Origin of the sequence: Cryobacterium sp., assembly GCF_026786305.1 — a bacterium.
Lineage (GTDB): Bacteria > Actinomycetota > Actinomycetes > Actinomycetales > Microbacteriaceae > Cryobacterium.
In genome coordinates, this window is the sequence record NZ_JAJAYI010000013.1 from 1 (window position 1) to 23,314 (window position 23,314).

The following is a 23,314-nucleotide window of genomic DNA, read 5'->3' on the forward strand; positions in this document are numbered from 1 at the left end:
CGGGTCGGATTCCGTCCGGAACCGTGGGAGTGGAGCAACTGCAAGTACGCCACCGAAGGCGGGCGTGTCGCTTCAACGGCCGGTGGGATGACTCTCATGGGCAGTTTCGGACGGTCTATACCGGTGATTCGCTTTTCGCGTGCCCGATCGAAGTTCTCGCGAAGTGTTGCGCGGGCCACACGACGCCGCTGACTGCGAGAACTGCTTCCCGCGTCAGGATTCTACGCAGATCATCGTGATCAGCTGACGTGGATGTGCGGTCGTCGTTTGGCGTTGGGTTCCGATTCGCGCAACACTTTGCGAGTGACGGGGGCGATTTCGCCGAGGCCGGTGAACAGGAACTTGAACATGTTGGAGATCGGGTTGCCCTGCGTCCACTCGAAATAGATCTCCGGGATCAGTCCGGTCTGGTCGCGGATCTCAAGCAACACGGAGGCGATCGTGTTCGGCACGTTGCCACTCGTTACCTGGAGCACGCGGTACCCGTGCTTGGCGACTCCGCGCACGAGCAGGTCCTCTTCGAAATCGGATGAGTCGGAGGGGTGCACCTCGAGAAATATGATCGGTGACCCGGGCGGGATATGTCCGAAGCGACGTTCGTCGCGGCTCTTGTTCCGGTACTCGGCCTCGGTGTCCTCATCGGGCTCGTGCGAGATGATCCTGATGACGTCGTACTCCTCGGCATCCGACATGACGTAGTCGAGCGCGCTGGAATCCAGCACGACGGAGGTCGCCCGCAGCTCGAACGAGCGCCGGACGCGGGAGAGGATCGAGGTCGTCATGATGGCGAGAATGAAGAGTCCGGCGATCCGGACGCCCTCCGGACGTTCAAAGACATTGGCGACCGTCGTGTAGGTCAGGATCAGGGTGATGACGCCGAACCCGAGGGTGTGCCAGCGCTGCTGCTTGTGCCAGGCCGAGAGTGTCACGGCGACGGAGGCGGACGTCATCAGCACGAGCACTCCGGTGGCGTACGCGCCGCCCTGGGCGTCGACGTTCGCCTGGAAGACCACGGTGATCAGGAATGCGATGCCGATGAAGACCAGGACGAGCGGGCGGACGGCCCTGGCCCACTGGGGCGCCATCCCGTACCGCGGCAGGTAGCGGGGAACAAGGTTGAGGAGACCGGCCATCGCCGACGCGCCGGCAAACCACAGGATGCAGATGGTACTGATGTCGTAGATGGATCCGAAAACCGGTCCGAGGTATTCGTGTGCGAGATACGCGAGGGCACGACCGTTGGCCGGTCCGCCGGGGTTGGAAGTCCTTCTGCGGGATGAGCAGGGTCGTGACGATGCTTGAGGTGATGAGGAAGCCGCTCATGATGAGCGCCGCCGTGGTGAGTAGGCGCTTGGTGTCGCGGATCCGGCCGGCGGGGTTCTTTTCGGTGTCGCTGGCGTCGCCCGTCACGTGCGGCATGACGGCGACCCCGGTCTCGAAGCCGGACAGGCCCAGCGCCAGCTTCGGGAACACGATCAGGGCAATTCCGACCATGACGAGCGGATTGCCATGTTGCGCGGTGAGCGCTGCCCACCAGTCCGTGATCAGGGCAGCGTGCCCGGCAACGTGTCCGATGGAGACCAGGATCACTACGAGATTGAGGAGCAGGTAGATCGCCACGAGCACGACGGCGATGCCGATGGCTTCCTTGAAACCACGGAGGAATACGAGGCCGAGCAGCGCGACCAGGAACAGGGTGACCAGCACCTCCTGACCGTGCATCCAGGAGGGAGCGAACGGGTTCTCGATCGCGTGGGCCGTGGCGTCTGCCGCCGACAGGGTGATGGTGATCATGAAGTCCGTGGCGGCGAACCCGAGCAGGACGAGCACGAAGAGCTTCCCGGCCCACCACGGCAACAGGCGTTCCAGCATCTGGATCGAACCAGACCCGTTGAAGCTCTCCTGTGCAACCCGTCGATACACCGGCAGGGCACCCAGAAGAGTCAAGGCGACCAACACGATGGTCGCGATCGGCGACAGCAAACCGGCCGCGAGGGCCGCGATGGCCGGCTGGTACCCGAGGGTGGAGAAATAGTCAACCCCGGTCAGGCACATCACCCGCCACCAGGAATGCGTCTTCTCGACCGTGGCGGCGTGGGGACCCACGTGATCGGCGCGCTCGTTGACGAGGCCCTTGAGCATCCAGGTGCGGATGCCGTCGGAGACAGCGCGAGAGTTGATCACCCGCAAACACTACTCCGAGGCGACACAAACAACTTTCTCTAGCCAGTCACACCAGATCAAATCTCCGTCAATCGCTGCGTTTTTGAATTGAACAGGCTCAGGGGAGCTTGAGGTAGCCCTCAAGCGTCCAAATTTCGCGTTCGAGGCCGCGAAGATGCATACGCGCAAGGAGTCGGGATGCCCTGGCGCGCCGTCACTCGACCAACCGTCATACTCGCCAGCGTACGACCAGCGGAAGGCCGTACAGCCAGGTCGTACGATGTTCTCGGACTCCAGTGTCCTGGTCTCGACATGGTCGAGGGGTGCAGCTTGCCCCTCACTCAAGTCCGTGCCGGGAAGACCCTCATTTTCTGCCCTTCCGACCTTCCCCATCTCAGCGCCCTGATTGCGTTCCCGGTCGCCTTCGCCAGCCTCATCAGCGGCCTGATACTCGCCCGGCCACTGCGATTCGCCAGTGCTCTCCGATGGCATGATGTTGGAAACTTTTAGTTCGACGTGTGCCCGCCCCGCGGCCCTCGCTCTCCATGGGCGGTGCAGTCGACTTCTGAAAGTGACGCTGGGAGCCGGCACAGAACATCCGTTTGTTTGTATCGCTCGACCGCATCGCCACCTATCGTTGAGTATCGTTGTATATCGTTCGCGGTTCACACAAAGGAGGCAATCATGGGCAGTTCATTCCCGACAGGCGGGTTCGGCGCTGGTAATAGCATTGAAGGCATGTGGCAGGCGATGGAGCAGTTGCGCTCACGGTTCGAGAAGCAAACGGGCACCCGAGCCGGTCGCGGCGAAGTGCGCACGGCGGTGCTGGCGCTGCTCGCTGAGCAGCCGATGCACGGCTACCAGATCATTCACGAAATCGAGGAGCGCAGCGGCGGCAGCTGGAAGCCCAGTGCGGGCTCGGTCTACCCGACCCTGCAGTTGCTGGCCGATGAGGGCCTCATCAGCGCCGAAGAGTCCAACGGCCGCAAAATCTACTCACTGACCGATGAGGGTCGCGAAGCTGTCGCTGACGCCGACACGACAGCGCCGTGGGGGTCAGCGGGCGCAACTCCCGGCCATGGCTTCGCGGCTCTGCCCAAGGCGGGCGTCGAGCTCGCCCAGGCGGCGGCCCAGGTGGGTCGTACCGGCTCGCCGGAGCAGATTCAGCAGGCCGTCACGGTGCTCGACGAGGCGCGTCGTCGGCTCTACTCGATCCTCGCTCAGGACTGACGGGGTGCCATCGGCTCGTCGAGGTCGAACCGATTCGATGTCGGGCGCGGGAAACACCCGCGCCCGTTACCGCCGCATTCTGCGTTTTGCCGGCTGGAATCTCGCGATAACGTGGTGGTTCGAGCTGTTCCTCCCTCGCATCGGGCTGGTGAAGATTGCCAAGCGCACACGATCAAAGCGGATGCGACGCTTCGCGAAGGGTTTTCATGTGCTGGCGGCCGACCTCGGCGGCCTCATGATCAAGGTCGGGCAGTTCATGTCGTCACGTCTCGACGTGCTCCCGCCCGAGATCACCACCGAACTCGAGGGGCTGCAAGACGAGGTGGCTCCTGTATCGTTCGCGGCGATCCGCGCGGTCGCCGAAGCGGAGCTGGGCATGCCGCTCGATCGCGCGTTTACGATGGTCGACGAGATCCCGGTTGCTGCGGCCTCTCTCGGGCAGGCGCACCGAGCCCGACTCTCCCCGGTCGATGCTGCCGACACCGGGCTCGACGAAGTCATCATCAAGGTGCAGCGACCGGGCATCGATGAGATCATCGATGTCGACCTGGCCGCACTGCGGAAGGTGGGCGGGTGGCTCAGCCATGTGCGACTGGTGTCCAACCGTGTGGACATGCCTGCGCTGGTTGAGGAGTTCGCGCAGACCAGCCTCGAAGAGATCGACTACCTGCATGAGGCTGCGAACTCCGAGCGCTTCGCGGAAGTTTTTGCCGACGACGACCGGGTGAGCGTGCCCGTTGTCGTCTGGGAGCGCACCACTCGCCGCGTGCTCACCCTGGAGGACGTGACGGCGATCAAGATCACGGATGTGGACGGCTTGGTCGCGGCGGGCATCGACCCGGCGGGGGTGGCCCCGGTCTTCGCGGCGGTCATGTTCGACCAGCTGTTCACGAAGGGTTTCTTCCACGCCGATCCGCATCCCGGTAACGTCTTTGTCACCCCGGTCGCCGACGGGCCTGCTGGGCGCCCATGGAAGCTGACGTTCATCGACTTCGGCATGATGGGCGAGGTCTCTACCGGCACAAGAAGCGGCCTGCGCAAGCTGCTGATCGCTGCAGCCTCACGCGATGGGCGCGGTCTGGTGAATGCGATGCGGGACGTGGGTGTGCTTCTTCCTTCGGCGGAGACGACGCAACTCGAGCGGGCGATGACGCAGCTGTTCGCTCGGTTTGGTGGCATGGGTTTTGCCGAGCTGCGCGAAGTGGACCCACGGGAGTTCCGCGACTTCGCGGTGCAGTTCGGTGCTGTGGTGCGATCGCTGCCGTTTCAGCTGCCGGAGAACTTCCTGCTCATTATTCGGGCGATGTCCCTCACCTCCGGGGTGTGCAGTGCGCTCAATCCCGCGTTCAACCTCTGGGACTCCGTCGAGCCCTATGCGGCGCAGCTGCTGCGTGATGAGGGCGGCAACCTGGTGCAGGACTTCGCGAAGCAAGCGTTGGAGACCGCGGGCATCGCATTTCGTCTGCCGAAGCGGCTCGATGCGCTCATCACCCGATTCGAGGACGGCTCCGTGGCGGTCGCAAACCCGGGCCTGGAGAAACGGGTCGTCCAACTCGAGCGCACCACACGGCAAACGGTGTCAGCGCTCCTGTTCGGAGCACTGCTCATCGCTGGTGTGCTGCTACGAGCGGATGACGCGGTGCTCGGCACGGTGCTGATGATCGCGTCGGTCGCCCCGCTGCTGCACGCCCTGTTGACGGGTCGCCGCGGCCTCTGAGTGATGGGTGTGCGAGGCTGATACTGGTCCTGAAATCCACGTTCACGAGGCTGCCGTCGTCGTCGCGGCAGACGAGGTCGGCGATGCCCGCGCACTGGGTGAACTTTTGGTGCCGTGTCGGGAGCTTGCTCGCTCTCGCCGCGAAAGATTACCGCATTTTTTTTTGGGCCTTGTGGCCGTGCTCGCTCCGGTAATTTCTACCGGCCAATTTGACGTTGACCAGCTAAATCGCCTGATTTCGCCAGTATGAAAGCACATTTCAAATGCGGAGTATGTCATGAAAGATTGCGTGTGACCGAAAGTCAGGGGTTTCGGAGAAAATCGTGAGGATTTGTTCAAACAGGCGGGGCATGCTGGCGGATTCGCCCGCGCCAACCCGACGTGCACGGGCCCAGAACCCAGCGAACGGGCGTACCTAGCGTCCATCTCTCGCGCCAGATGAAGGACATGCGCCCAAAAAACAGTGAGTCGCCCCTCGCCCCCCGAAACCACCGTAAGCCCCGTAAGCCCCGCACCCGTCGGCACGAGGTTGCCGTTGCCACCGGGGCCGTACTCGTTATCGCCGGCCTCGTCGCCGGCAGCGGATTCGCCGCCCAGTCGGCCGATGCCAAGCAGGACAGCATCGCCGCCACGACCGCCCTCTCCGACAGCACCGGTCGCCAGAGCGACCAACTCGACTTCTACGCGAAGCGCGGTGAGTCGATCACGCGCGACAGCGCATCCGCTGCCCTGAACGCCGCCACCGTGGTGATCGCTGCGAGCCAAAGCAAAGTGGATGCCACGGCCCTCACCTCGGTAGCCAGTTCCCTGGCCAGCTACGAAATCCTGCCGATCGACCAGCTGGAGTCACTCACGGCCGCGGCGAAGGTTGAGACCGCGTCGGTCTCTGCCGCCACGGCTGAAGTCGACCGTGTCGCCGCTGAGGCTGCGGCGGCGGCTGCTGCCGCTGCTGCCGCTCAAGCTGCCGCTCAAGCTGCCGCTCAAGCCGCCGCTGAAGCCGCTGCTAAAACCACTCTCGTGCAATCCCTCGCCGGAGGTAACAGCGTCGAGGGTGCCCGTGCCACAGCACGCGCTATGGCGGGCTCGCAGTACGGCTGGGGCGAGGATCAGTTCAGCTGCCTCGACCGGTTGTGGCAGAAAGAATCCGGCTGGAACTACGCGGCCATGAACTCGAGCAGTGGCGCGACCGGCATTCCCCAGGCGCTACCCGGCAGCAAGATGGCGTCGGCCGGCAACGACTGGGCCACCAACGCCACCACACAGATCAGTTGGGGCCTCGGCTACATCAAGGCCTCCTCCTACGGAACGCCGTGCGCCGCCTGGTCGCACTCGCAGTCCGTCGGCTGGTATTAACCAGCGGCGACGGTGACGTACCGGTCGACTGCAGGATCAGCTGCAGTCGCCCGGAATAACGCGAACGTGCCTTATCGTAAAAAATTCTTGTCGGCGGAGTGAGGATCTCGGCCATTCACAACCCGGCCATGACCGAATCGACGATGCGCAGGCGATTTTGTTGCGGTAGTCCGCAGGTTCTGCGGCGGTACGGCCGGGGTGCAGGGCCCGGCGCTACGATGGGTTGGTAAGGGATCTCCATGATTGAGTTCGGCGAGGCACACCGACGTGCCCGTTGCAGGAACCCTGCACACGTATTTCGTCTGTGGTTGTTGTTCGTTGGCTGCCCGGTCATCGCCGTGCCAGATTCCCACCCGGGGGATGTCGGCGGTAGCCGGTAGTTTGTGAGCCCAAGCGTGCCGCACTCGCACGACGATGAATTTGATGGAGGCGTTTTTTCGATGTCGTCTGGTTTCACCCGAACGGGTCTGTCCCCGTTAGATCCCACGCTCGAAACGTTCATAGTTGATTACTACGAGCATTTAACAGACGAAGATGCGGCGAACTACACCTCGAAGCTTCTCGAAGCTCGGGCGCGAGCGCACTGGCAGGTTGCGCAGCGTCGGGTGCCGAAGACGGCGACCATCGAGATTCACAATGAATCCGGTCGCAGTGTCGTCTATATCGTCACGGACGACATGCCATTCCTCGTTGATTCGGTCACGGCCGAGTTGGTGCGCCAGCATTCGGCCATCCACCTGGTCGTGCACCCCCTGCTGATCGTCGCCCGCAGCAAGGCCACGAACGAACTTGTCGACATCAACCGCATCCCGGCCAGCGCCGGCGTCTCCAGCGGTGACACCTCGGCCATGCCGAACATTGCCCATCTCATCGCGATCGGTGATGACGCCTCACACCTCGAATCCTGGATCGCCATCGAGATCGACAGCGCGGGCGACGGCGAACAGGACAGCCTCATTGCCGGGCTCACCGCCGTTCTCGGCGACGTGCGCGCCGCCGTCGCAGACTGGCCGCTCATGCGTACCAAGGCCATGCAGATCGCCAACTCCCTTGACACGGTCGCTGGCGCCGAGCAGATCAAGGACCTCCACCAAACCCAACAGCTGCTGCACTGGCTCGACGAGGGCAACTTCACCTTTCTCGGCTACCGCGAATACAACCTCGAGACGCTCGATGGCGAAGACGTGCTCACCCTCGTCGAGGGCAGCGGCCTTGGCTTGCTACGGTCCGCCGACGACCGACACCAGATCCAGCATCTAACGGATGCCGGCCGTCAGAAAGCGCGCGAACGCACGGCTCTGGTGATCACCAAGGCCAATTCCCGGTCCACCGTGCACCGTCCCGCCTACTTCGACTACATCGGTATCAAGAGTTTCGATGCCGCCGGCCAGGTCAACGGTGAGCAGCGCTTCATCGGACTGTTCGCCGCGAGCGCCTACACCAGCTCGGTCACGGCCGTGCCGGTGCTGCGCGAAAAGGTCAAGGCTGTCATGACCGAGGTCGGTTTTCCGCCCGAGTCGCACAGCGGCAAAGACCTGCTCGGCATCATGGAAACCTACCCGCGTGACGAACTGTTCCAGATCGAGGTGCCCGCGCTGGTCACCGCGTCGCTCGCCATTCAACGTCTGCAGGAACGTCGTCGTACCCGCCTGTTCCTGCGGCCCGACATCTACGGCCGCTTCATGTCGGCACTGGTCTACCTGCCGCGAGACCGATACAACACCGCCGTGCGGCTGCGCATCGAAAAGGAACTGCAAGAGACGTTCAACTCGGAGTCGCTTGACTTCGAGGCGCGCATGACCGAATCGGCGCTTGCGCGACTGTTCTATCGCATCCGCCTGCCTAAAGACGTCTCGACCGACTCCGTCGATGCTGCAGCGCTGGAACACCGCCTGGCCATGGCCGTGCGGTCCTGGCCCGAGGGTATCAGCGACGAACTGCGCGGAACGCACTCGGTTGAAGAGGCCGAGCGCCTGTCGAACGTGTGGGCCGACGCTTTTCCCGACAGCTACCGGGTCGACTACGAAATCACCGACGCCCTCGAAGACATTGGGCGATTCGAGGCCTGCACCGAGCAGGTGGGGGCATCCGCTGGCGCACATACCCGCCCTGGGCTGCACGTATACCTGCCGAAGACCGCCGGCGACCCCGACGAAGATGCGCGCATCAAGCTCTACATGACCGAACCGAAGAGCCTCAGCCAGATTCTGCCATTTCTGCAGAACTTAGGGCTTGAGGTGCTTGATGAGGTTCCGTTCGAAATTCAGACCACCGACGGGCATCGTTTCTACCTGTACGACCTTGGCCTGCACTACCCGGCCGGAGTCGACCCGGTTGCGACCGGCATGCTGCTGGCCGATTCCTTTGGCGCGGCCATCAGCGGAGCCATCGAATCCGACAGCCTAGACCGCCTGGTGTTGCAAGATGGCATGCCCTGGCACCGCGTGATCATTCTGCGCAGCTACGCCAAGTACCTGCGCCAGATCGGCAACACCAACTCCTATGGCTTCGTGGCAAACGCACTGCTGGCCAACCCGGCCGTCACGAGCGGCCTCGTGGCCCTGTTCGAGGCCCGGTTCGACCCCGACCTCGCCGATGACGAGCGGATTCTCCGCGTCGCCGTTGTGCGCGAGCAGCTTCGGGTCGCCATGGAGCAGGTGGCCACCCTCGACGCCGACCGGGTGCTGCGCACGCTTGTCACCCTGATCGAGGCGTCACTGCGCACGAACTTCTTTCAGTACAAGCCGTATCTGAGCATCAAACTCGACCCATCGCAGATCGAGCAGATGCCCTCGCCCAAGCCGATGTACGAGATCTGGGTGTACTCGCCGCGGGTTGAGGGCGTGCACCTGCGTTTTGGCAAGGTTGCCCGCGGCGGGCTGCGCTGGTCGGACCGTCGTGAAGATTTCCGCACCGAGGTGCTCGGCCTGGTCAAGGCACAAACGGTCAAGAACGCCGTCATCGTGCCCACGGGCGCTAAGGGCGGGTTCTTTGCCAAGAGGCTTCCCGACCCCGGCGTTGATCGTGCGGTCTGGATGGCCGAGGGCATCGACAGCTACAAGACCTTCATTCGCGGGTTGCTCGACCTGACCGACAACCTGGTCGCCGAGGCCGACGGCGAACACGTCGTGGCACCGCACCGCGTGGTGCGGCACGACGATGACGACAGCTATCTCGTCGTCGCCGCTGACAAGGGCACAGCGTCGTTCTCGGATATCGCCAACGGGCTGGCCGCCGAGTATGGTTTCTGGCTCGGTGACGCTTTCGCCTCCGGTGGCTCGGTCGGCTATGACCACAAGGAGATGGGCATCACCGCCAAGGGCGCCTGGGAGTCGGTCAAACGTCACTTCAGCGAACTCGGCGTTGACACCCAGACCGAAGACTTCACCGTTGTTGGCGTCGGCGACATGTCGGGCGATGTGTTCGGCAACGGCATGCTGCTGTCGAAGCACACCAAGCTCGTCGCGGCCTTCGACCACCGGCATATTTTTCTCGACCCCAATCCCGACCCGGCCCTTTCCTTTGTCGAACGTGCCCGGTTGTTCGAACTGCCGCGTTCCTCGTGGGCGGACTACTCCACCGACCTGATCAGTGACGGCGGCGGAGTGTATCCCCGCCAGGCCAAGGCTGTTCCGATCTCGGCCGAGGTGCAGGTCGTGCTCGGGTTGCCCGAGGGGACCGCTCAGCTGAGCCCGCCCGAGTTGCTGCGTGCGATTCTGCTGGCACCCACCGACCTTCTCTACAACGGCGGTATCGGCACCTACGTCAAGGCGCGCAGCGAAACCGCCGCGCAGGTCGGCGATAAGGCCAACGACGGCATTCGGGTTGACGGCAAGGACCTGCGCGTCAAGGTCGTGGGGGAGGGCGGCAACCTCGGCTTCACCCAGCTCGGACGCATCGAAGCCGCGCTCGCCGGCGTCATCCTCAACACCGACGCGATTGACAACTCGGCCGGCGTGGACTGCTCCGACCATGAAGTCAACATCAAAATATTCGTGGACCGCATGGTCGCCGCTGGCAAGCTGGATCCGGCCGAACGGGCCGAGTTCCTCGCCGAGATGACCGACGAGGTCGGGCGGCTCGTTCTCGTCGACAACGTCGACCAGAACATTCTGCTGCTCAACGACCGGGTGCTCGTGAACAACTGGAGCCCGAGCTACGAGCGCCTCATGAACTGGCTCGAAGAATCGGGTGATCTGCAGCGCGAGCTTGAGGCCCTGCCGACGACGGCCACGCTGCGGGAGCGTCTCGACCGCGGTCAGGGACTGACCAGCCCGGAACTGAGCGTGCTCGCCGCATACGCCAAGATCGAGCTGGCCACCGCGCTGCGCGACAGCGATCTGGCCGATGATCCTTGGTTCGGCAGCACCCTGCGCCGGTACTTCCCGACCCATTTGTCGAAACGTTTCGATGCCGAGCTGGATACGCATCCGCTTCGCCGAGAGATCATCGCGACGGTCGTCGCGAACGACATGATCAACCTCGGCGGCATCACCTTCGCCTTCCGCACGATGGAAGAGACCTCGGCCAACCAAGCGACGATCGCGCGCGCCTTCGTAGCCCTGCGCGAGGTCTTCGAACTCGACACGATGGTCGATGAGCTCAACGCGCTGCCGTCGTCGTTCCCGACCGAGAAGTGGACGGCGATCCACCTCGACATTCGCCGGCTGCTCGACCGCGCGGTGCGCTGGCAGGTGAACCACGGCGGAACCATGCCGGTCGGCGCGGTGGTCGCCAGGTACAAGCCGCAGATTGCGCTCATGCGCGCGCACCTCGGCGAGTACCTGCAAGGCACCGACCTCAAACGCCTCGAAACGCAGGAAGACAAGGCCCGGGAGTGGGGCCTGCCCGACGACCTCGGTCGTCGCTGGTCCGAGTTGTTCGAGGCGTACGCGCTGCTCGACGTGGCCAAGGTCGCGGCGCGGGCCAACGTGCAGGTCACCGAGGTCGCCGCAATTTATTACACGGTGTACAACCGTTTCGGTATCGACAACCTGCTCGAGCGCATCACCAAGCTACCGCGCAAGGACCGCTGGCAGGCCCTCGCCCGCGCCGCACTGCGCGACGACCTGTACTCGACCGTCGCCGATATGGCCAGGTCCGTACTCGACGAAACGGACGCCGGCGCTGCCGACGAGCGACTCCTCGCCTGGGAGGAGCTCAATGCCGAACAGCTCGGCCGGGCTCGCAGTGTGTTCGAAGAGGTCAACGCCCTCGCGCAAGACGACATGGCGTCGCTCTCGGTCGCCGTGCGTCTGCTGCGTTCCATCGTGCGCCGCTAACGGCCGGATCGTACTGCGAGAAGGGGCGCACACCTGGCGCGCCCCTTCTTGCCTGAACACCGTATGAAACGCATCGGATTTCTTTCTGTCGGCCACTACCAACCGATACCGGGATCGCTGGCGCTGAATGCGGGTTACGGCAGCGAGGCGATCGCGATGGCGATAGCCATCCAGAGCGGCATTGCCGCGACCATGAGTGCGAGGCCCACCCACTGCAGCCGGGTGTAGGCCTGGTCGGCATCATCGCGCTTACGGGTGCGCACGATGTCGACCACGGAGATGACCATGCCCACGAACATCAGCGGAGACACGGTCAACAGAGCAATGATATTGAGGACATCGTTGCGCACTTCGAGGCAGACGGTGACTCCGAGCACGCTGTAGAGCACGAAGAGTACCGTGCTGATCCACAGAGAAATAGGAACGCTCCGCGTCGACCGCCTGACTGTTGAATGCATGGTGCGACCCCCGTAGGTATCTGCGATTTCTGACAGTATCACGAACCATGACGGCCCCCATGGAGGTGTGTTCAGCGACGCAGGTCAGCTGATGCGGCCGAGCTGCGTGAGCTTGGTGCGCACCTCGGCGTCGCTCGGCTCAACCATATGGGTGTCGTCGGGAAACACGATGACGGGAATGTTGGTGCGGCCGCTGATGGCCCGGGCGCGGTCGGCGCCATCCTCGACGAGCAGCAGGTCGACGTAGTGGTAGTCGACTTCAAGTCGGTCGAGCAGCGACTTGGACCGACGACAATCGCCGCACCACTCGGCTCCATACATCGTGATGCGCGGTGCGGTGGCAGTCGTTTCAGTCATAGCAACGAGCCTAGGCGGCGCGCCTGTGTGCCACGGGTGGGCATCCGCTTCAGTCGTGCAGGTGATCGACCTGCCAGCCGGTGGACTGCTCCAACAGATCCAGAATATTCTGGGCGGACGCGCGCGCCTCGGCCTGGCCGCGCGCGTCCACAACATCGATGGTCAGCGGCAGGCTCTCGCCGAACTTGGGAATCTCCACCTCGACCCGACCCTGGTCGGGCAGGGCAATGAACGCGTTCGCGCCTGCCGGGTTCTCGACCTGGGTACTGAGGGCGGTGGCGATGGCCCAGAGGGCATCGGGCTTGGTGTAGTGCACCTGGGCAACGATCGTGGCAGTGAAAGTCATGGGTCTCCGAACGTGAAGTGATGAGGGACATGTTTAGTAAAGCAGTACCCGTACCCTGAAACCATGCCCTCTTATCGCGTCACCATGAGTATCGAATCCCTGCATCCGGGAACCGCGCCCGCCTCGGTCGTGCCGCGGGCCACAGCCAAGGCCGCCGAATTCACCACCGTGGAGGCCTCCGACCTCTCGATCGTCGCCGGCGCAGCACGGGTCACGGTTCGGTTCACAGCGGATGACGCGGCGTCGGCCGTGCAGATCGGCGCCGACGTCGTGGCCGACCTGCGGGTCGTCGCCGCGTTGCGGGCGTCTCTGGTCACCGAGAGAGTCAAGGGCACCTGGGTGCCGGTGCGCTGAGTTCAACGACGAAGGCGCGGGTGATGAGAAGTCACCCGCGCCTTCGTCGAAGCTGTCATACTCGACGGGCGCGGTGACCGTGTTGCTCTGCAGCGTGACGGCCGTCTGAGCCCGACGTCGACAGCGCGGCGTGCCCTCCGGGCGCAATCCGCACATTCGTTTGTGCGCCCCCGCGACAGTGGTTCCAATGAATAGAATCTATCTGAGCCCAGACTCGGGGTACTCCGGCCCTTCGGCGTGCGGTTAGACGATCGGGTCCATTGAGCTCAGGTGGCAGGCGTCGTTCCACATCTGCAACACTCGGTTCTCGCGCTCCCAGCCGAGGGTCGACACGGTCGCAGTACCAAGGCTGAGGCTCTTGCCGGCGTTGGCGGGCAAACCCATCCAGCGCGCGGTCATGATGCGCAGAAAATGTCCGTGGGCGAAAACGGCCACCCGGCCCTCCGCCGCGAGACATTCCTCGATGGCGAGGTCGGCGCGTGCTCCCACTTCATCGACGGATTCACCGCCCAAAATCGGGTTGCCCCACACGGTCCAGCCCGCAATTTCCGAGCGGATGTCCACGGTGCGGCGACCCTCATAGACCCCGTAATCCCACTCCAACACGTCGCTGTTCGCCTCGCCCTGGGCCCCATAGCCGGCTCGTTCCATGGTCTCCCAAGCGCGCACGAGCGGACTCGAGTAGACCCGGTCGAAATGTTCGTCGTCGAGCATCTCGCCGAGGGCATCCGCTTGCTGACGACCGAAATCGGTCAGCGGAACGTCGGTGCGCCCGGTGTGCTGGCCGGAGATGCTCCACTCGGTCTGGCCGTGGCGAATAAGAACGATGTCATTCTGGGTCATGCGACTCCCTCACGTTCGCCGAAGTCACGAGTCGGCGCCCCAAGTCTACGTTTCACCCGCACGCCGTGCCCCGACCGGGGGAGCAGGCACCCCTCCTGGTACCTTTATAAAGTCGGTGCAGACGCGCGGAGCCTCGTCGCCCCGCGACGCAACGCCCCGGTCCTCGTGCTCGAGGTCGATGCGGGCAGACGGCGGTCGTCGGGGAACAGAGTGTGGCGCGGGCTGACCGACTCGATGCCGGCCGAATCCGGACCCTGATCGTGGGGCCGACATTCTCGGCTACACGACGATCACTTTTTCCGCGGCCGGCCTCGTCGTCATCGTGACGAGGTTCATCGTCGGCGCTAAAAAGCACCGCACGGCTCTCGGCGCCAGGCTGGATACCACCTGCGCATGTGCCAACTGGCCCCGGATGTTTAATCTCTACCTCGGAGAGAGTCGTAGGCTTTAGGCCTAGCCATTAAGTCTGAAACGGGTGCCATGAGGGTCATTAGTTACAACCTCCGCAAGAATCGTGCCAGCGGCGAACTCGTCGCACTGGCCGAGCGTTACAGTCCCAACATTCTCTGCCTCCAGGAATGCAACACCATCGACCTGCCGGCCGAGGTCGGCGACCTGCACCTGGCGGATTCCACCCAGCGCAACCGGCTCGGTCTCGCCATTTACTACCGCAAAGACCGCTTCACGGCGATCAAGACTCAGACTTTCGCGCTGAAGAAGTCCCTGCACGACCACCTCGCCGCGCCCGCCCACGAGCGCCTGATCGCCACCCGCCTCATCGACAAAGTCGCCCAACGAGAGCTCGTCGTCGCATCGTTTCATGCAGCACCGTTGACCGCGCTCAATTCCTTGCGCCGCAACCAAATCCGCACGGCCCACGAAGAGTTGAGCATCCTCGGTCCCGGTCTGCCGACCCTCATGGTCGGCGACTACAACTACCCGATCTTTCAGGGCAAGCTCGGCAACAAAGTGAACCAGTCCGGCTACGACCTCACGCTCAGCGACACTCGCACCTACACCCGCTACAAGTTCTTTCGCGGGCACTTCGACCTCGCGACGTCGATGGGCCTGGCGATCACCAACGTCGAGACCCTTCCGCAGGGCACCTCCGACCATATGCCCATTCTGGTGACGGCCACCTATTCCCATAAGCAGATGATGCAAACGGATGCCGCGCATCACCTCGCTAATCCCGCCGAGTCAGCGTCGGTGGCGGTCGAGGGCGTCGACTTCACCATCTGAGTTCGAATGAATCAGGCGAATAGCTCGAGGACTCCGCGCACAATGGTCGCGAACGATCCGAGGTAGGCCACGATCACGAGCAGGCGGCGGGCCACGTGCGGCTCGATCACCGTGGTCAGCAGATCGCCGGCGATGAGGCCGACAAGGCAGGCACAGCCGATCAGAACCCAGACCAGGTTGGGTAGCTGCGGTACCTCGGCCGAACCCAGGGCGAATTTCGAGGTCAGTGACGCCAGCCCAATCGTGAGAAAGTACGGCTGCATCGTCGCGGCAAAGGATCGCTGCGGCCAGCCCGTGGCGATGGCATAAATACTCACGGCCGGACCGCCGACGCCCGCTGTCGTGTTCATCAACCCGCTGGTCACGCCCGCCATCATGAGAAAACTCAGCCGGTCACGCACCACAACTCGGCCAAGACTCACCGAAATGGTCAGGCCAGCGGCCACGAGCACGCCGATCGAGATTTCGAGCCAGGCCACCGACACGAACTGCAACACGTACGAGCCCGGGATGATGCCGAGCACCGCGCATACGGCCAGAATGCCGTAGCGCCGCCAGTCCACGTGTCGGAACACGCGCATCAAAATCACCCCGGCGGTGAGCGCCCCACACACGTTGACCACGATGACACCGTCAATCGGTCCCAGCAGCAGAACCAGAAAGGGGGCCGCGACCAGGGCGAACCCCATGCCGGTGATGCGCTGCATGCTCGAGCCGATCAGTACGGCCGCAATCACCAGAACGGTCGTCCACACGGTACGGCCTCCCAGCTCTGTTGTTGCCGTCCACGATACCGGCCCGAACCAGACCGAATTTCGAGTTGTTGACGGGTGGCCTTACCGTGGGTATGTCGACCGACAGCCAGCCGGCACATCGAAGGGACAGCGGATGCCCGACCCCAGTTTTGCCATCGAGAATGTTCTGCGGGGACGCGTCTTCGATGCTGTGCTCTTCGACATGGACGGCACTCTCATCGACTCCACGCTCCTGAACAGCCTGCCCGAAGGTCGGCGCGCCATCGTCACGTCCTGCGCACGGCCACTGGCCGTCGCACGGCTGGCGGCATCCGCTTTGCTGGCACCGCGGGTGATCGTGGCACTCGACGACACGCCCTGCGGCAAGCCGAACCCCGAACCGTTCCTGGCGGGAGCGGCGCGTCTCGGCGTCGACCCGAGCCGGTGCCTGGTGATCGAGGATGCGCCCGCGGGGTTAGAGGCCGGTCGGGCGGCTGGCTGCACAACGATCGGCGTTGCCGGAACCTACCCGGCCGTCGAACTCGACGCCGACCTGATCGTACCCGGGCTCGATCACCTGGTCCTGGAGGTCACCGTCGACGGACTGATTGTTCGGCTCGTGTCGCCGAAAAGCAAAGAACGGTCCCCGCTCCGCCCCAAATGAACGTAACGTTAATGGGCGGTATGTGCGTTCGGCTTTGCCGAGTGGCGCGAGCCGCGAAACGAAAGGTTTTACCCCTTGGACGACGAATGCATCCACGGACTCGAGGGCCAATTGTGCGCCCTGTGCTATCCCAAAGCCCCCATTGAGCCCGCGACACCGGTGAAGAAGACCCGCGCTCCGAAGCTGTCCTCGCTGCGCGACCCGCTGCCGACCGCGGCCGCGCGGCCCGCCGCTGCGGCTCGCCCGGTTCGCGTCGCCGGCGCACCCCGCCCGGTACGCGCCGAAAAGGCCTCGACCGACAACGTCGACGAGCAGCGCGTGTATCACCTCACCCACATCAGCAACCTTGCCGCGATTCTGCAGGGCGGACGTCTGCTTGCCAACCAGGCCCTCACGACCCGTCCGGCCGTGGATATCTCCGCCCCGGCGACTCGCGACGCGCGGCGGGACGCCCGCGTCGCCGGCGACGGCCGCAGCGTTGCCGAGTACGTGCCGTTCTTCCTGTCGCCGAATGCCACGGTGTGGGAAAGCGTTCGCGCCGAAGCGGCCGACCCGCGCCTCGCCCTGGGTGCACACGGATCCGAGGCCTTCGACTTTGTCATGCTCGTGAGCACGGTCAAGAAGATCAACGACGGGCTCGCCGCCGTCGCTCCAACCACGGCGGATGCTGCCGCCGGGAACAAGGGCACCCCCCTCGTTCCCGGCGTGGTCGCCGTCACCAACGGTGACGCCGCCGGCACGCTGACCCGGTTCGGCGCCACGCCGGCCACCGCTGAGCGCATGCTGCAGACCCTGCGCGCCGAAGTCGACGGCGCGATGATGCTCGAAGCAGAGCTGCTCGTGCCCGACGCCGTGCCGATCGAGCTGATCACGCTCATCGGCGTGTGCAACGACAACGTGCGCGCAACCGTGCGCGGCATCCTGGAAGCCAGCGCGTTTAAGCCCAAGGTCGCCGTCTACCCCCCGTGGTTCCACACGTCCGCTGACGCCCGGTAGAGTCCCTTTTCGGCCCGGGCCCGGTGGTGAGGCAGCCGCGTTAGACGACCCCGAGGGGCTGCTGCTCGCCGGCGGGCAGCTCCACCCGGATACCGTCGCCCGGATTCACGACGCCGCCGGTGACCACGACGCCCATGATGCCGCCGCGGCGCGCAACCGTTCCAGTGGCATCCGTTGTGATGAGCTGCTTCATCAGGCCCTTCTGGTAGCCGTTAATGAGCGAGCACGGACTGCGCATGCCCGTGATTGCGACGACGGCCTCGTTGCCCAGGTGTAACCGGGCCCAAAGCGGCAGGGACATCAGGTCGATTCCGGCGGTGGTCACGTTCTCGCCGAGTTCGCCGGGCGCTACCGTGTACCCGGTGGCGACGAGGGCATCGAACAGCTCGACGGCCATGAAATGCACCTGGCAAAGGTTCGGCGCCGAAGGATTGCGCTTCTTCTCATAGAGGTGCTGCACAGTGGCCCCGGCGTGCGAGTCACCCTCGACGCCGATTCCGGCCAGCAGACGGATGCTGGCTACCGCCGGCTTACTGAAGCGGTGCTCGTCGTCCCGGCTGACGGAAACGACCGTGCCGGAAACGACCGTGCCGGAAACGACCGTGCCGGAGAGCCTCTCGAGTGTCATGCCAACGATTCTGCCACAGCGCACGCATGTTCGAAGGGATGGCAGCAGCCCTCCATTTGGGTACGTCAGCGTGTTTGCGAAAATCCGTTGACGCCGCCACCGGAGGGGCCTACATTGCTGTGTGGAAAGGTTACCGATGACCAGTATTGTCCCGGACCAGCCGAACGAGTCCATCACCGTCAGTCCGGTGCAGAACGAACCCGCCGCGCACATAGCCCGGCCCTATCGGGCTCTCGAACGTGAGTTGGAACGCGCTGTGCGCGATCGGGTCGAGGTCAACCTTCGGGTCACCGCGGCGGTCAACGCGATGCGTGACGGCGGCTGTTCCTGGGCTGACATCGCGCGCATCCTTGGTACCGCACCGCAGACCGCTCACAAGAAATACAGCAAGCCGCGTCCACCACGGGAGCCCTGATGGCTGGGTGCCGCATCAAGGCATGCTGTGAATAACGGCTGAGCCGAGTACTTCGGTGAATAGCGCGCTAGATTCGAATCGTTTGCACCCAGCGAACCCAGCGAACCCAGCGAACCCAGCGAAAAGGACGAAACGATGGCACAGGTCATTGAAAAAATCGACGTCGACGTTCCAGTGAACGTGGCCTACAACCAATGGACCCAGTTCGAGTCTTTCCCGAAGTTTCTTGATTTCGTCGAATCCATTCAACAAACCGACGATACGCATACGCACTGGAAGGTTCGTATCGGCGGGGTCGATCGCGAATTCGACGCTGTGATCACCGAACAGCACCCCGACGAGCGTGTCGCCTGGAACAGCATCGGCGGCGACGAAAACCACGCCGGAGTCGTCACCTTTCACAAATTGAGTGATTCCACATCCCGGGTCACCGTGCAATTGGATTGGGAGGCCGCGGGATTTCTCGAAAAGGTCGGCGCCGTGTTCGGGATTGACGACCACGTGATCAAGAAGGACCTCACGAACTTCAAGTCCTTCATCGAAGACCCGGCCAACCAGAATGGTGGCTGGCGCGGCGAGGTCGCTCGGTAGCAGCCACCACGGGCCGCACGTCGGGTCTGGGATCCGTGGTGGCTTTGGTATTGTGGCCCACATTATCGCGCGGTGATATGGTCGCGGCAATGTTCCCCAGTTACTCCACCTTTATTTTGAGAGGACACCATGCACGCCTCCGAAACACTCAGCAACAATCTGCAGTCCGTTCTGGTCGACCTGATCGAGCTGCACCTTCAGGGCAAGCAGGCGCATTGGAACGTCGTCGGTAAGAACTTTCGCGACCTGCACCTTCAACTCGACGAGATCATTAGCGATGTGCGCGAATTTTCCGACGAAGTTGCCGAGCGGATGCGCGCCCTCCACGCCATGCCCGATGGCCGCAGCGAGACGGTCACCAAAACCACGCATCTGCCCAAGTTTCCCGACGGTGAGGTCGACACGACCGAGACGGTGACGCTCATCACCGAACGGCTCGATGCCGCCGTCGACAACATGCGCAGGGTGCACGATGAAGTCGATGATGAAGACCCCACGAGCGCGGATATTCTGCACGAATTCATCGAGAAATTAGAGCAGTACTCGTGGATGGTCAGCGCGGAGAACCGCAAGCCGCGCAAGCGGGCCGCGCTGAAATCCGTCGCCCGGACCTCGTGATCGACGGTCTGGCCGGTGACCGGAGGCAACGGGGTATGAGCGGTCGGTGCTAGATCGCACCGTGTCCGATCGCGTCGTGTCCGTTCAGTCGGTCAGGCCGACGGCCCCGTCGATGAATAGTGATGAGCTCGCTGCGGCAGCACATGAGGTCGACGGCAATGCGGCGCGGGCGCTGCAGGTACTGACCAGCCTTCCCTCCACAGCACGGCCGGGAGGAGGCCGCACCGACGAATACTTCGAGATCCTCGCGAAACTCGGTTCCGCCGACCTCACCACGGCCAGAATCGCCGAGGCACATTTGGATGCCATGGCGATCGTGCATCAGGCGGGCTGCACGCCCGTCGCTCCGGGCGAATCATGGGGAGTTTTTGCCGCTGAAATGCCCGGAATGACACTGACGGCAACTCGGTCGGGCGCCCGCTGGCGGCTCGATGGCACCAAACCGTGGTGTTCGATTGCCGGACTGCTCTCGAATGCGCTCGTTACGGCGCGCGCGGAGCGCCCGGACGGCGCTTGGGGTCGCCGGCTGTTCGCCGTCGACCTGCGTCAGGCCGGGGTCGAGGTGCACGACGAGGTGTGGGTGGCCAGGGGGCTGGCCCAGGTGACGAGTGGACCGGTCGATTTCTCTGCCGTCGTGGCCGACGCGGTCGGCGACGACGGCTGGTATTTGCGCCGGCCGGGATTCGCTTGGGGCGGTATCGGCGTGGCCGCGGTGTGGTGGGGTGGAGCCGTTGGCATGGCCCGCACACTCTACGAATCCAGCCAGGGCCGAACCCCCGACCAGATTGCACTCGCCCACCTCGGTGCTGTGGACGTGACCGTGACCGCGTCGAAAATGGCACTCGCGGCTGCGGCGACAGCCATCGACGCTGGCGAAGCCGATGGTGCGGCCGGTTCCGTGCTCGCTGCGCGCGTGCGGGGAATCGTCGCCCGCACGGTCGATGAGGTCATATTCCACGTTGGGCATGCGCTCGGGCCGGCGCCGCTCGCTCTCGATGCGCGGCATGTTCAGCGGGTGGCCGACCTGCAACTGTACGTGCGCCAGCACCATGCCGAACGCGATGATGCTGCGTTGGGCCGAATGCTCGCAATGAGGGGGAGTGCGCCATGGTGAATTTCAGTCATTCTGACAGCGGAACGCCCGAAAGGGTCTGGGAGGCCGCTCGCTGGCCCGATCGCTTCGGTTCGCTGGGCCTGGACTCCCTGGCACACCTTGTCGTCGTGTCGGCGCATCCCGATGACGAGAGCCTCGGTGTCGGCGGACTCATCGCCCGTGTGGCGGCACTCGGACTGCCCATCGTGGTCATCGTTCTGAGCAATGGCGAGGCGTCGCATCCGCAATCAACGACCCACGACGCGGCCCGACTCGCGCAGATCCGCCGCATCGAAGTCACGGATGCCCTCGCCCACCTCGCCCCCAACGCCCACGTTCACCTGCTGGAACTGCCCGACGGCAAACTCGTCGATCACGTGGCCATCGCCGAGAAAGCCATCGCGGAGGCGATCGGCGATGCGGGTGACTCGACCTGGGTCGTGGCGCCGTGGCGAGCTGATGGGCATCCGGATCATGCCGCGGCCAGCGCGGCCGCCGAACGTGCGGCCCGAGATCGCAGTGCGCGTCTCTTCGAATATCCAATTTGGGCGTGGCACTGGTCTACTCCGGATGCTGCAATCTGGTCAGGTGATACCGTTCGTCTTTTTGACCTGAAACCGGCCGAACGCAAGGCCAAGGCTCGGGCGCTCGCGTTGCATCGCAGTCAGGTTGGGCCACTGTCTGATGCACCCGGCGATGAAGCGATCGTGCCGGCCGACTTTCGGGCGCACTTCGCGCGCGATTACGAAACGCTCGTGGAGATGAAGCTGAGCGCGGCCGCAGCGGATGCCCAGCCTGGACGCTCCCCTAAACCGGGGCGGAGCGGTACGCCCGCACCGGCCGACCCGAATCAGACTCTCACCGCCGGGTTCTTCGACGACGTCTACTCGTCGGGTCCCGACCCGTGGGGGTTTGAATCCCGCTGGTACGAGAAACGCAAACGGGCCGCATTGATCGCGGCACTACCCAGGCAACGTTTTACCGCAGCGCTGGAGCTGGGCTGCTCGATCGGAGTGCTGACGGCCGAACTCGCCGAACGTTGCGACACCCTACTGGGAATCGATCTTATCGAAGCGCCGCTCATGCAGGCTCGGGAACGATTGGCCGGGCAGCCCGGTGTGACTTTTGAGCGCTGCACGGTGCCGGGCGAGTGGCCGGAGGGGTCCTTCGACCTGATCGTGCTGTCGGAGGTCGGCTACTACTGTTCCGTGAACGATCTGCGCCGCCTGCTCGAACGGTGCCGGGCCAGTCTCGCCCAGAATGGCGTGCTTGTGGCCTGTCACTGGCGGCATCCGGTCGCGGAATATCCGCTCACCGGGGACGCCGTGCACGCCCAGCTCACGCATGTGGTCGGGCTGCAGCGCACGGTGCATCACCTCGAGCGAGACTTCGTGCTTGAGGTGTACGAACCGCGGCCGGCCCTGTCAGTGGCCCAGCGTGACGGCCTCGTACCGTGAGCGACAGTGCGGGTACTTACGGGGAGCGAGTGCGGCGGCCGGACATTGATTTCGTCACGATTGTGGTGCCGGTGCGCGACGAAGAACTGCTGCTGCCACGCTGTTTGACGGCCCTGACGGTCGCCATCGACGCCCTGAAGGTGGTGTCGCAATCCGATCGTCCACGGGTGTCAGTGCTGCTCGTTCTTGACCGGTGTACCGACTTATCTGCCCGGGTTGCGGCGCACTGGGCCGACTTTGCGCGAGTGGAATTCGACTCTGGTTCCGTCGGTGTGGCCCGTCGGTACGGCATTCGGTGCGCGCTTCGCCAGCTCAAGGCGGCACCGGCAGCAGATCGCATCTGGATCGCCTCCACCGATGCGGATTCGGCAGTGCCGCCGAATTGGCTCGTAACCCAGCTGGCCCTGGCCCGCAATGGTTCTGAGCTCGTGCTCGGAACAGTTCAGCCAGACGACGACGTGGCGGCTCACGAGCTACTGCGCTGGGAGGCCCTGCACACGATAGGCGAGGGTCATCCGCACGTGCACGGAGCCAATCTGGGCGTGCGCGCCGATCGGTATCTGGCCGCCGGGGAGTTTGCGCCGGTGGACCGCGATGAAGACGTACTCCTGGTGGCACGGCTGCGCGACCTGGGTGTGATCGAAGCGCGTACAGCGCTGATTCCGGTGCTGACGAGCGGGCGACGAGTCGGACGCGCCCCGGCGGGATTCGCCGGCTACCTGCGGTCTCACATCGACACCGAGAGGCTCGACACCGAAGTCGCGCAATGATCG

The 23,314-nt window shown here is 64.1% G+C and carries 20 protein-coding genes and 1 pseudogene; 14 read left to right on the forward strand and 7 right to left on the reverse strand.

Annotated elements, in window-relative coordinates; translation table 11 throughout:
• Nucleotides 1-239: 239 nt before the first annotated feature.
• Nucleotides 240-2,142: pseudogene (locus tag LH475_RS01265) on the reverse strand (amino acid transporter).
• Nucleotides 2,143-2,847: 705 nt separating this feature from the next.
• Here LH475_RS01265 and LH475_RS01270 point away from each other — a divergent pair.
• The 4 genes from LH475_RS01270 (at nucleotide 2,848) to LH475_RS01285 (ending at nucleotide 11,745) form a co-directional block, all read left to right on the forward strand.
• The gene (locus tag LH475_RS01270; protein WP_196843698.1) at nucleotides 2,848-3,393 is read left to right on the forward strand and encodes a PadR family transcriptional regulator; all 546 of its coding nucleotides are present in this window, start codon (nucleotides 2,848-2,850) and stop codon (nucleotides 3,391-3,393) included.
• 37 nt (nucleotides 3,394-3,430) lie between these two features.
• Complete coding sequence (locus LH475_RS01275; RefSeq protein ID WP_196843699.1) at nucleotides 3,431-5,110, forward strand: AarF/UbiB family protein; 1,680 nt, start codon at nucleotides 3,431-3,433, stop codon at nucleotides 5,108-5,110.
• A gap of 447 nt (nucleotides 5,111-5,557) precedes the next feature.
• Entirely contained in the window at nucleotides 5,558-6,463 is a 906-nt protein-coding gene (locus tag LH475_RS01280; protein ID WP_196843700.1) for a phospholipase, read from the forward strand.
• Nucleotides 6,464-6,903: 440 nt separating this feature from the next.
• Entirely contained in the window at nucleotides 6,904-11,745 is a 4,842-nt protein-coding gene (locus LH475_RS01285; protein WP_297412680.1) for an NAD-glutamate dehydrogenase, read from the forward strand.
• Between the two features lie 134 nt (nucleotides 11,746-11,879).
• On the opposite strand, the gene LH475_RS01290 is transcribed toward LH475_RS01285, so the two are convergent.
• The 3 genes from LH475_RS01290 to LH475_RS01300 form a co-directional block, all read right to left on the reverse strand.
• Complete coding sequence (locus LH475_RS01290; protein ID WP_196843702.1) at nucleotides 11,880-12,203, reverse strand: hypothetical protein; 324 nt, start codon at nucleotides 12,201-12,203, stop codon at nucleotides 11,880-11,882.
• A gap of 84 nt (nucleotides 12,204-12,287) precedes the next feature.
• On the reverse strand, nucleotides 12,288-12,560 hold the full coding sequence (locus tag LH475_RS01295) for a glutaredoxin domain-containing protein (RefSeq protein WP_196843703.1): 273 nt from the start codon (nucleotides 12,558-12,560) through the stop codon (nucleotides 12,288-12,290).
• Between the two features lie 49 nt (nucleotides 12,561-12,609).
• Nucleotides 12,610-12,906, reverse strand: coding sequence for a hypothetical protein (locus LH475_RS01300; RefSeq protein WP_196843704.1), 297 nt, complete (start codon nucleotides 12,904-12,906; stop codon nucleotides 12,610-12,612).
• Nucleotides 12,907-12,969: 63 nt separating this feature from the next.
• Between LH475_RS01300 and LH475_RS01305 the strand changes: the two genes are divergently transcribed.
• Nucleotides 12,970-13,260: a hypothetical protein gene (locus LH475_RS01305; protein ID WP_196843705.1), complete on the forward strand. Its 291-nt coding sequence runs from the start codon at nucleotides 12,970-12,972 to the stop codon at nucleotides 13,258-13,260.
• A 243-nt stretch (nucleotides 13,261-13,503) separates the two neighbouring features.
• On the opposite strand, the gene LH475_RS01310 is transcribed toward LH475_RS01305, so the two are convergent.
• Nucleotides 13,504-14,103: a histidine phosphatase family protein gene (locus tag LH475_RS01310; RefSeq protein WP_196843706.1), complete on the reverse strand. Its 600-nt coding sequence runs from the start codon at nucleotides 14,101-14,103 to the stop codon at nucleotides 13,504-13,506.
• Nucleotides 14,104-14,583: 480 nt separating this feature from the next.
• Between LH475_RS01310 and LH475_RS01315 the strand changes: the two genes are divergently transcribed.
• A complete protein-coding gene (locus LH475_RS01315) occupies nucleotides 14,584-15,345 on the forward strand; it encodes an endonuclease/exonuclease/phosphatase family protein (protein ID WP_297412681.1) in 762 nt (253 codons plus the stop codon).
• An 11-nt stretch (nucleotides 15,346-15,356) separates the two neighbouring features.
• On the opposite strand, the gene LH475_RS01320 is transcribed toward LH475_RS01315, so the two are convergent.
• Nucleotides 15,357-16,100: a sulfite exporter TauE/SafE family protein gene (locus LH475_RS01320; RefSeq protein ID WP_196843708.1), complete on the reverse strand. Its 744-nt coding sequence runs from the start codon at nucleotides 16,098-16,100 to the stop codon at nucleotides 15,357-15,359.
• Between the two features lie 133 nt (nucleotides 16,101-16,233).
• On the opposite strand from LH475_RS01320, the gene LH475_RS01325 reads away from it, so the two are divergent.
• Both LH475_RS01325 and LH475_RS01330 read left to right on the forward strand, forming a co-directional pair.
• Entirely contained in the window at nucleotides 16,234-16,743 is a 510-nt protein-coding gene (locus LH475_RS01325) for an HAD-IA family hydrolase (protein ID WP_196843709.1), read from the forward strand.
• 75 nt (nucleotides 16,744-16,818) lie between these two features.
• Nucleotides 16,819-17,739 (forward strand): DarT ssDNA thymidine ADP-ribosyltransferase family protein, encoded by a 921-nt coding sequence (locus LH475_RS01330; RefSeq protein WP_196843710.1) that lies wholly within the window; start codon nucleotides 16,819-16,821, stop codon nucleotides 17,737-17,739.
• A 40-nt stretch (nucleotides 17,740-17,779) separates the two neighbouring features.
• Here LH475_RS01330 and LH475_RS01335 read toward each other — a convergent pair whose 3' ends face one another.
• Complete coding sequence (locus LH475_RS01335; RefSeq protein WP_196843711.1) at nucleotides 17,780-18,367, reverse strand: MOSC domain-containing protein; 588 nt, start codon at nucleotides 18,365-18,367, stop codon at nucleotides 17,780-17,782.
• A gap of 136 nt (nucleotides 18,368-18,503) precedes the next feature.
• Here LH475_RS01335 and LH475_RS01340 point away from each other — a divergent pair, with 136 nt between their 5' ends.
• The 6 genes from LH475_RS01340 to LH475_RS01365 all read left to right on the forward strand — a co-directional run bounded on the left by LH475_RS01340 (nucleotide 18,504) and on the right by LH475_RS01365 (nucleotide 23,311).
• The gene (locus tag LH475_RS01340) at nucleotides 18,504-18,782 is read left to right on the forward strand and encodes a hypothetical protein (protein ID WP_196843712.1); all 279 of its coding nucleotides are present in this window, start codon (nucleotides 18,504-18,506) and stop codon (nucleotides 18,780-18,782) included.
• A gap of 135 nt (nucleotides 18,783-18,917) precedes the next feature.
• The gene (locus LH475_RS01345; protein ID WP_297412682.1) at nucleotides 18,918-19,373 is read left to right on the forward strand and encodes an SRPBCC family protein; all 456 of its coding nucleotides are present in this window, start codon (nucleotides 18,918-18,920) and stop codon (nucleotides 19,371-19,373) included.
• Nucleotides 19,374-19,502: 129 nt separating this feature from the next.
• The gene (locus LH475_RS01350; RefSeq protein ID WP_196843714.1) at nucleotides 19,503-19,991 is read left to right on the forward strand and encodes a DNA starvation/stationary phase protection protein; all 489 of its coding nucleotides are present in this window, start codon (nucleotides 19,503-19,505) and stop codon (nucleotides 19,989-19,991) included.
• A 112-nt stretch (nucleotides 19,992-20,103) separates the two neighbouring features.
• Nucleotides 20,104-21,105: an acyl-CoA dehydrogenase gene (locus tag LH475_RS01355; protein WP_196843715.1), complete on the forward strand. Its 1,002-nt coding sequence runs from the start codon at nucleotides 20,104-20,106 to the stop codon at nucleotides 21,103-21,105.
• Nucleotides 21,099-22,541, forward strand: a complete 1,443-nt coding sequence (locus LH475_RS01360) for a PIG-L family deacetylase (RefSeq protein ID WP_196843716.1) — start codon at nucleotides 21,099-21,101, stop codon at nucleotides 22,539-22,541. Before LH475_RS01355 ends, LH475_RS01360 begins: the two co-directional genes overlap by 7 nt.
• The gene (locus tag LH475_RS01365) at nucleotides 22,538-23,311 is read left to right on the forward strand and encodes a glycosyltransferase (RefSeq protein WP_297412683.1); all 774 of its coding nucleotides are present in this window, start codon (nucleotides 22,538-22,540) and stop codon (nucleotides 23,309-23,311) included. Before LH475_RS01360 ends, LH475_RS01365 begins: the two co-directional genes overlap by 4 nt.
• The last annotated feature ends 3 nt before the right edge of the window (nucleotides 23,312-23,314 follow it).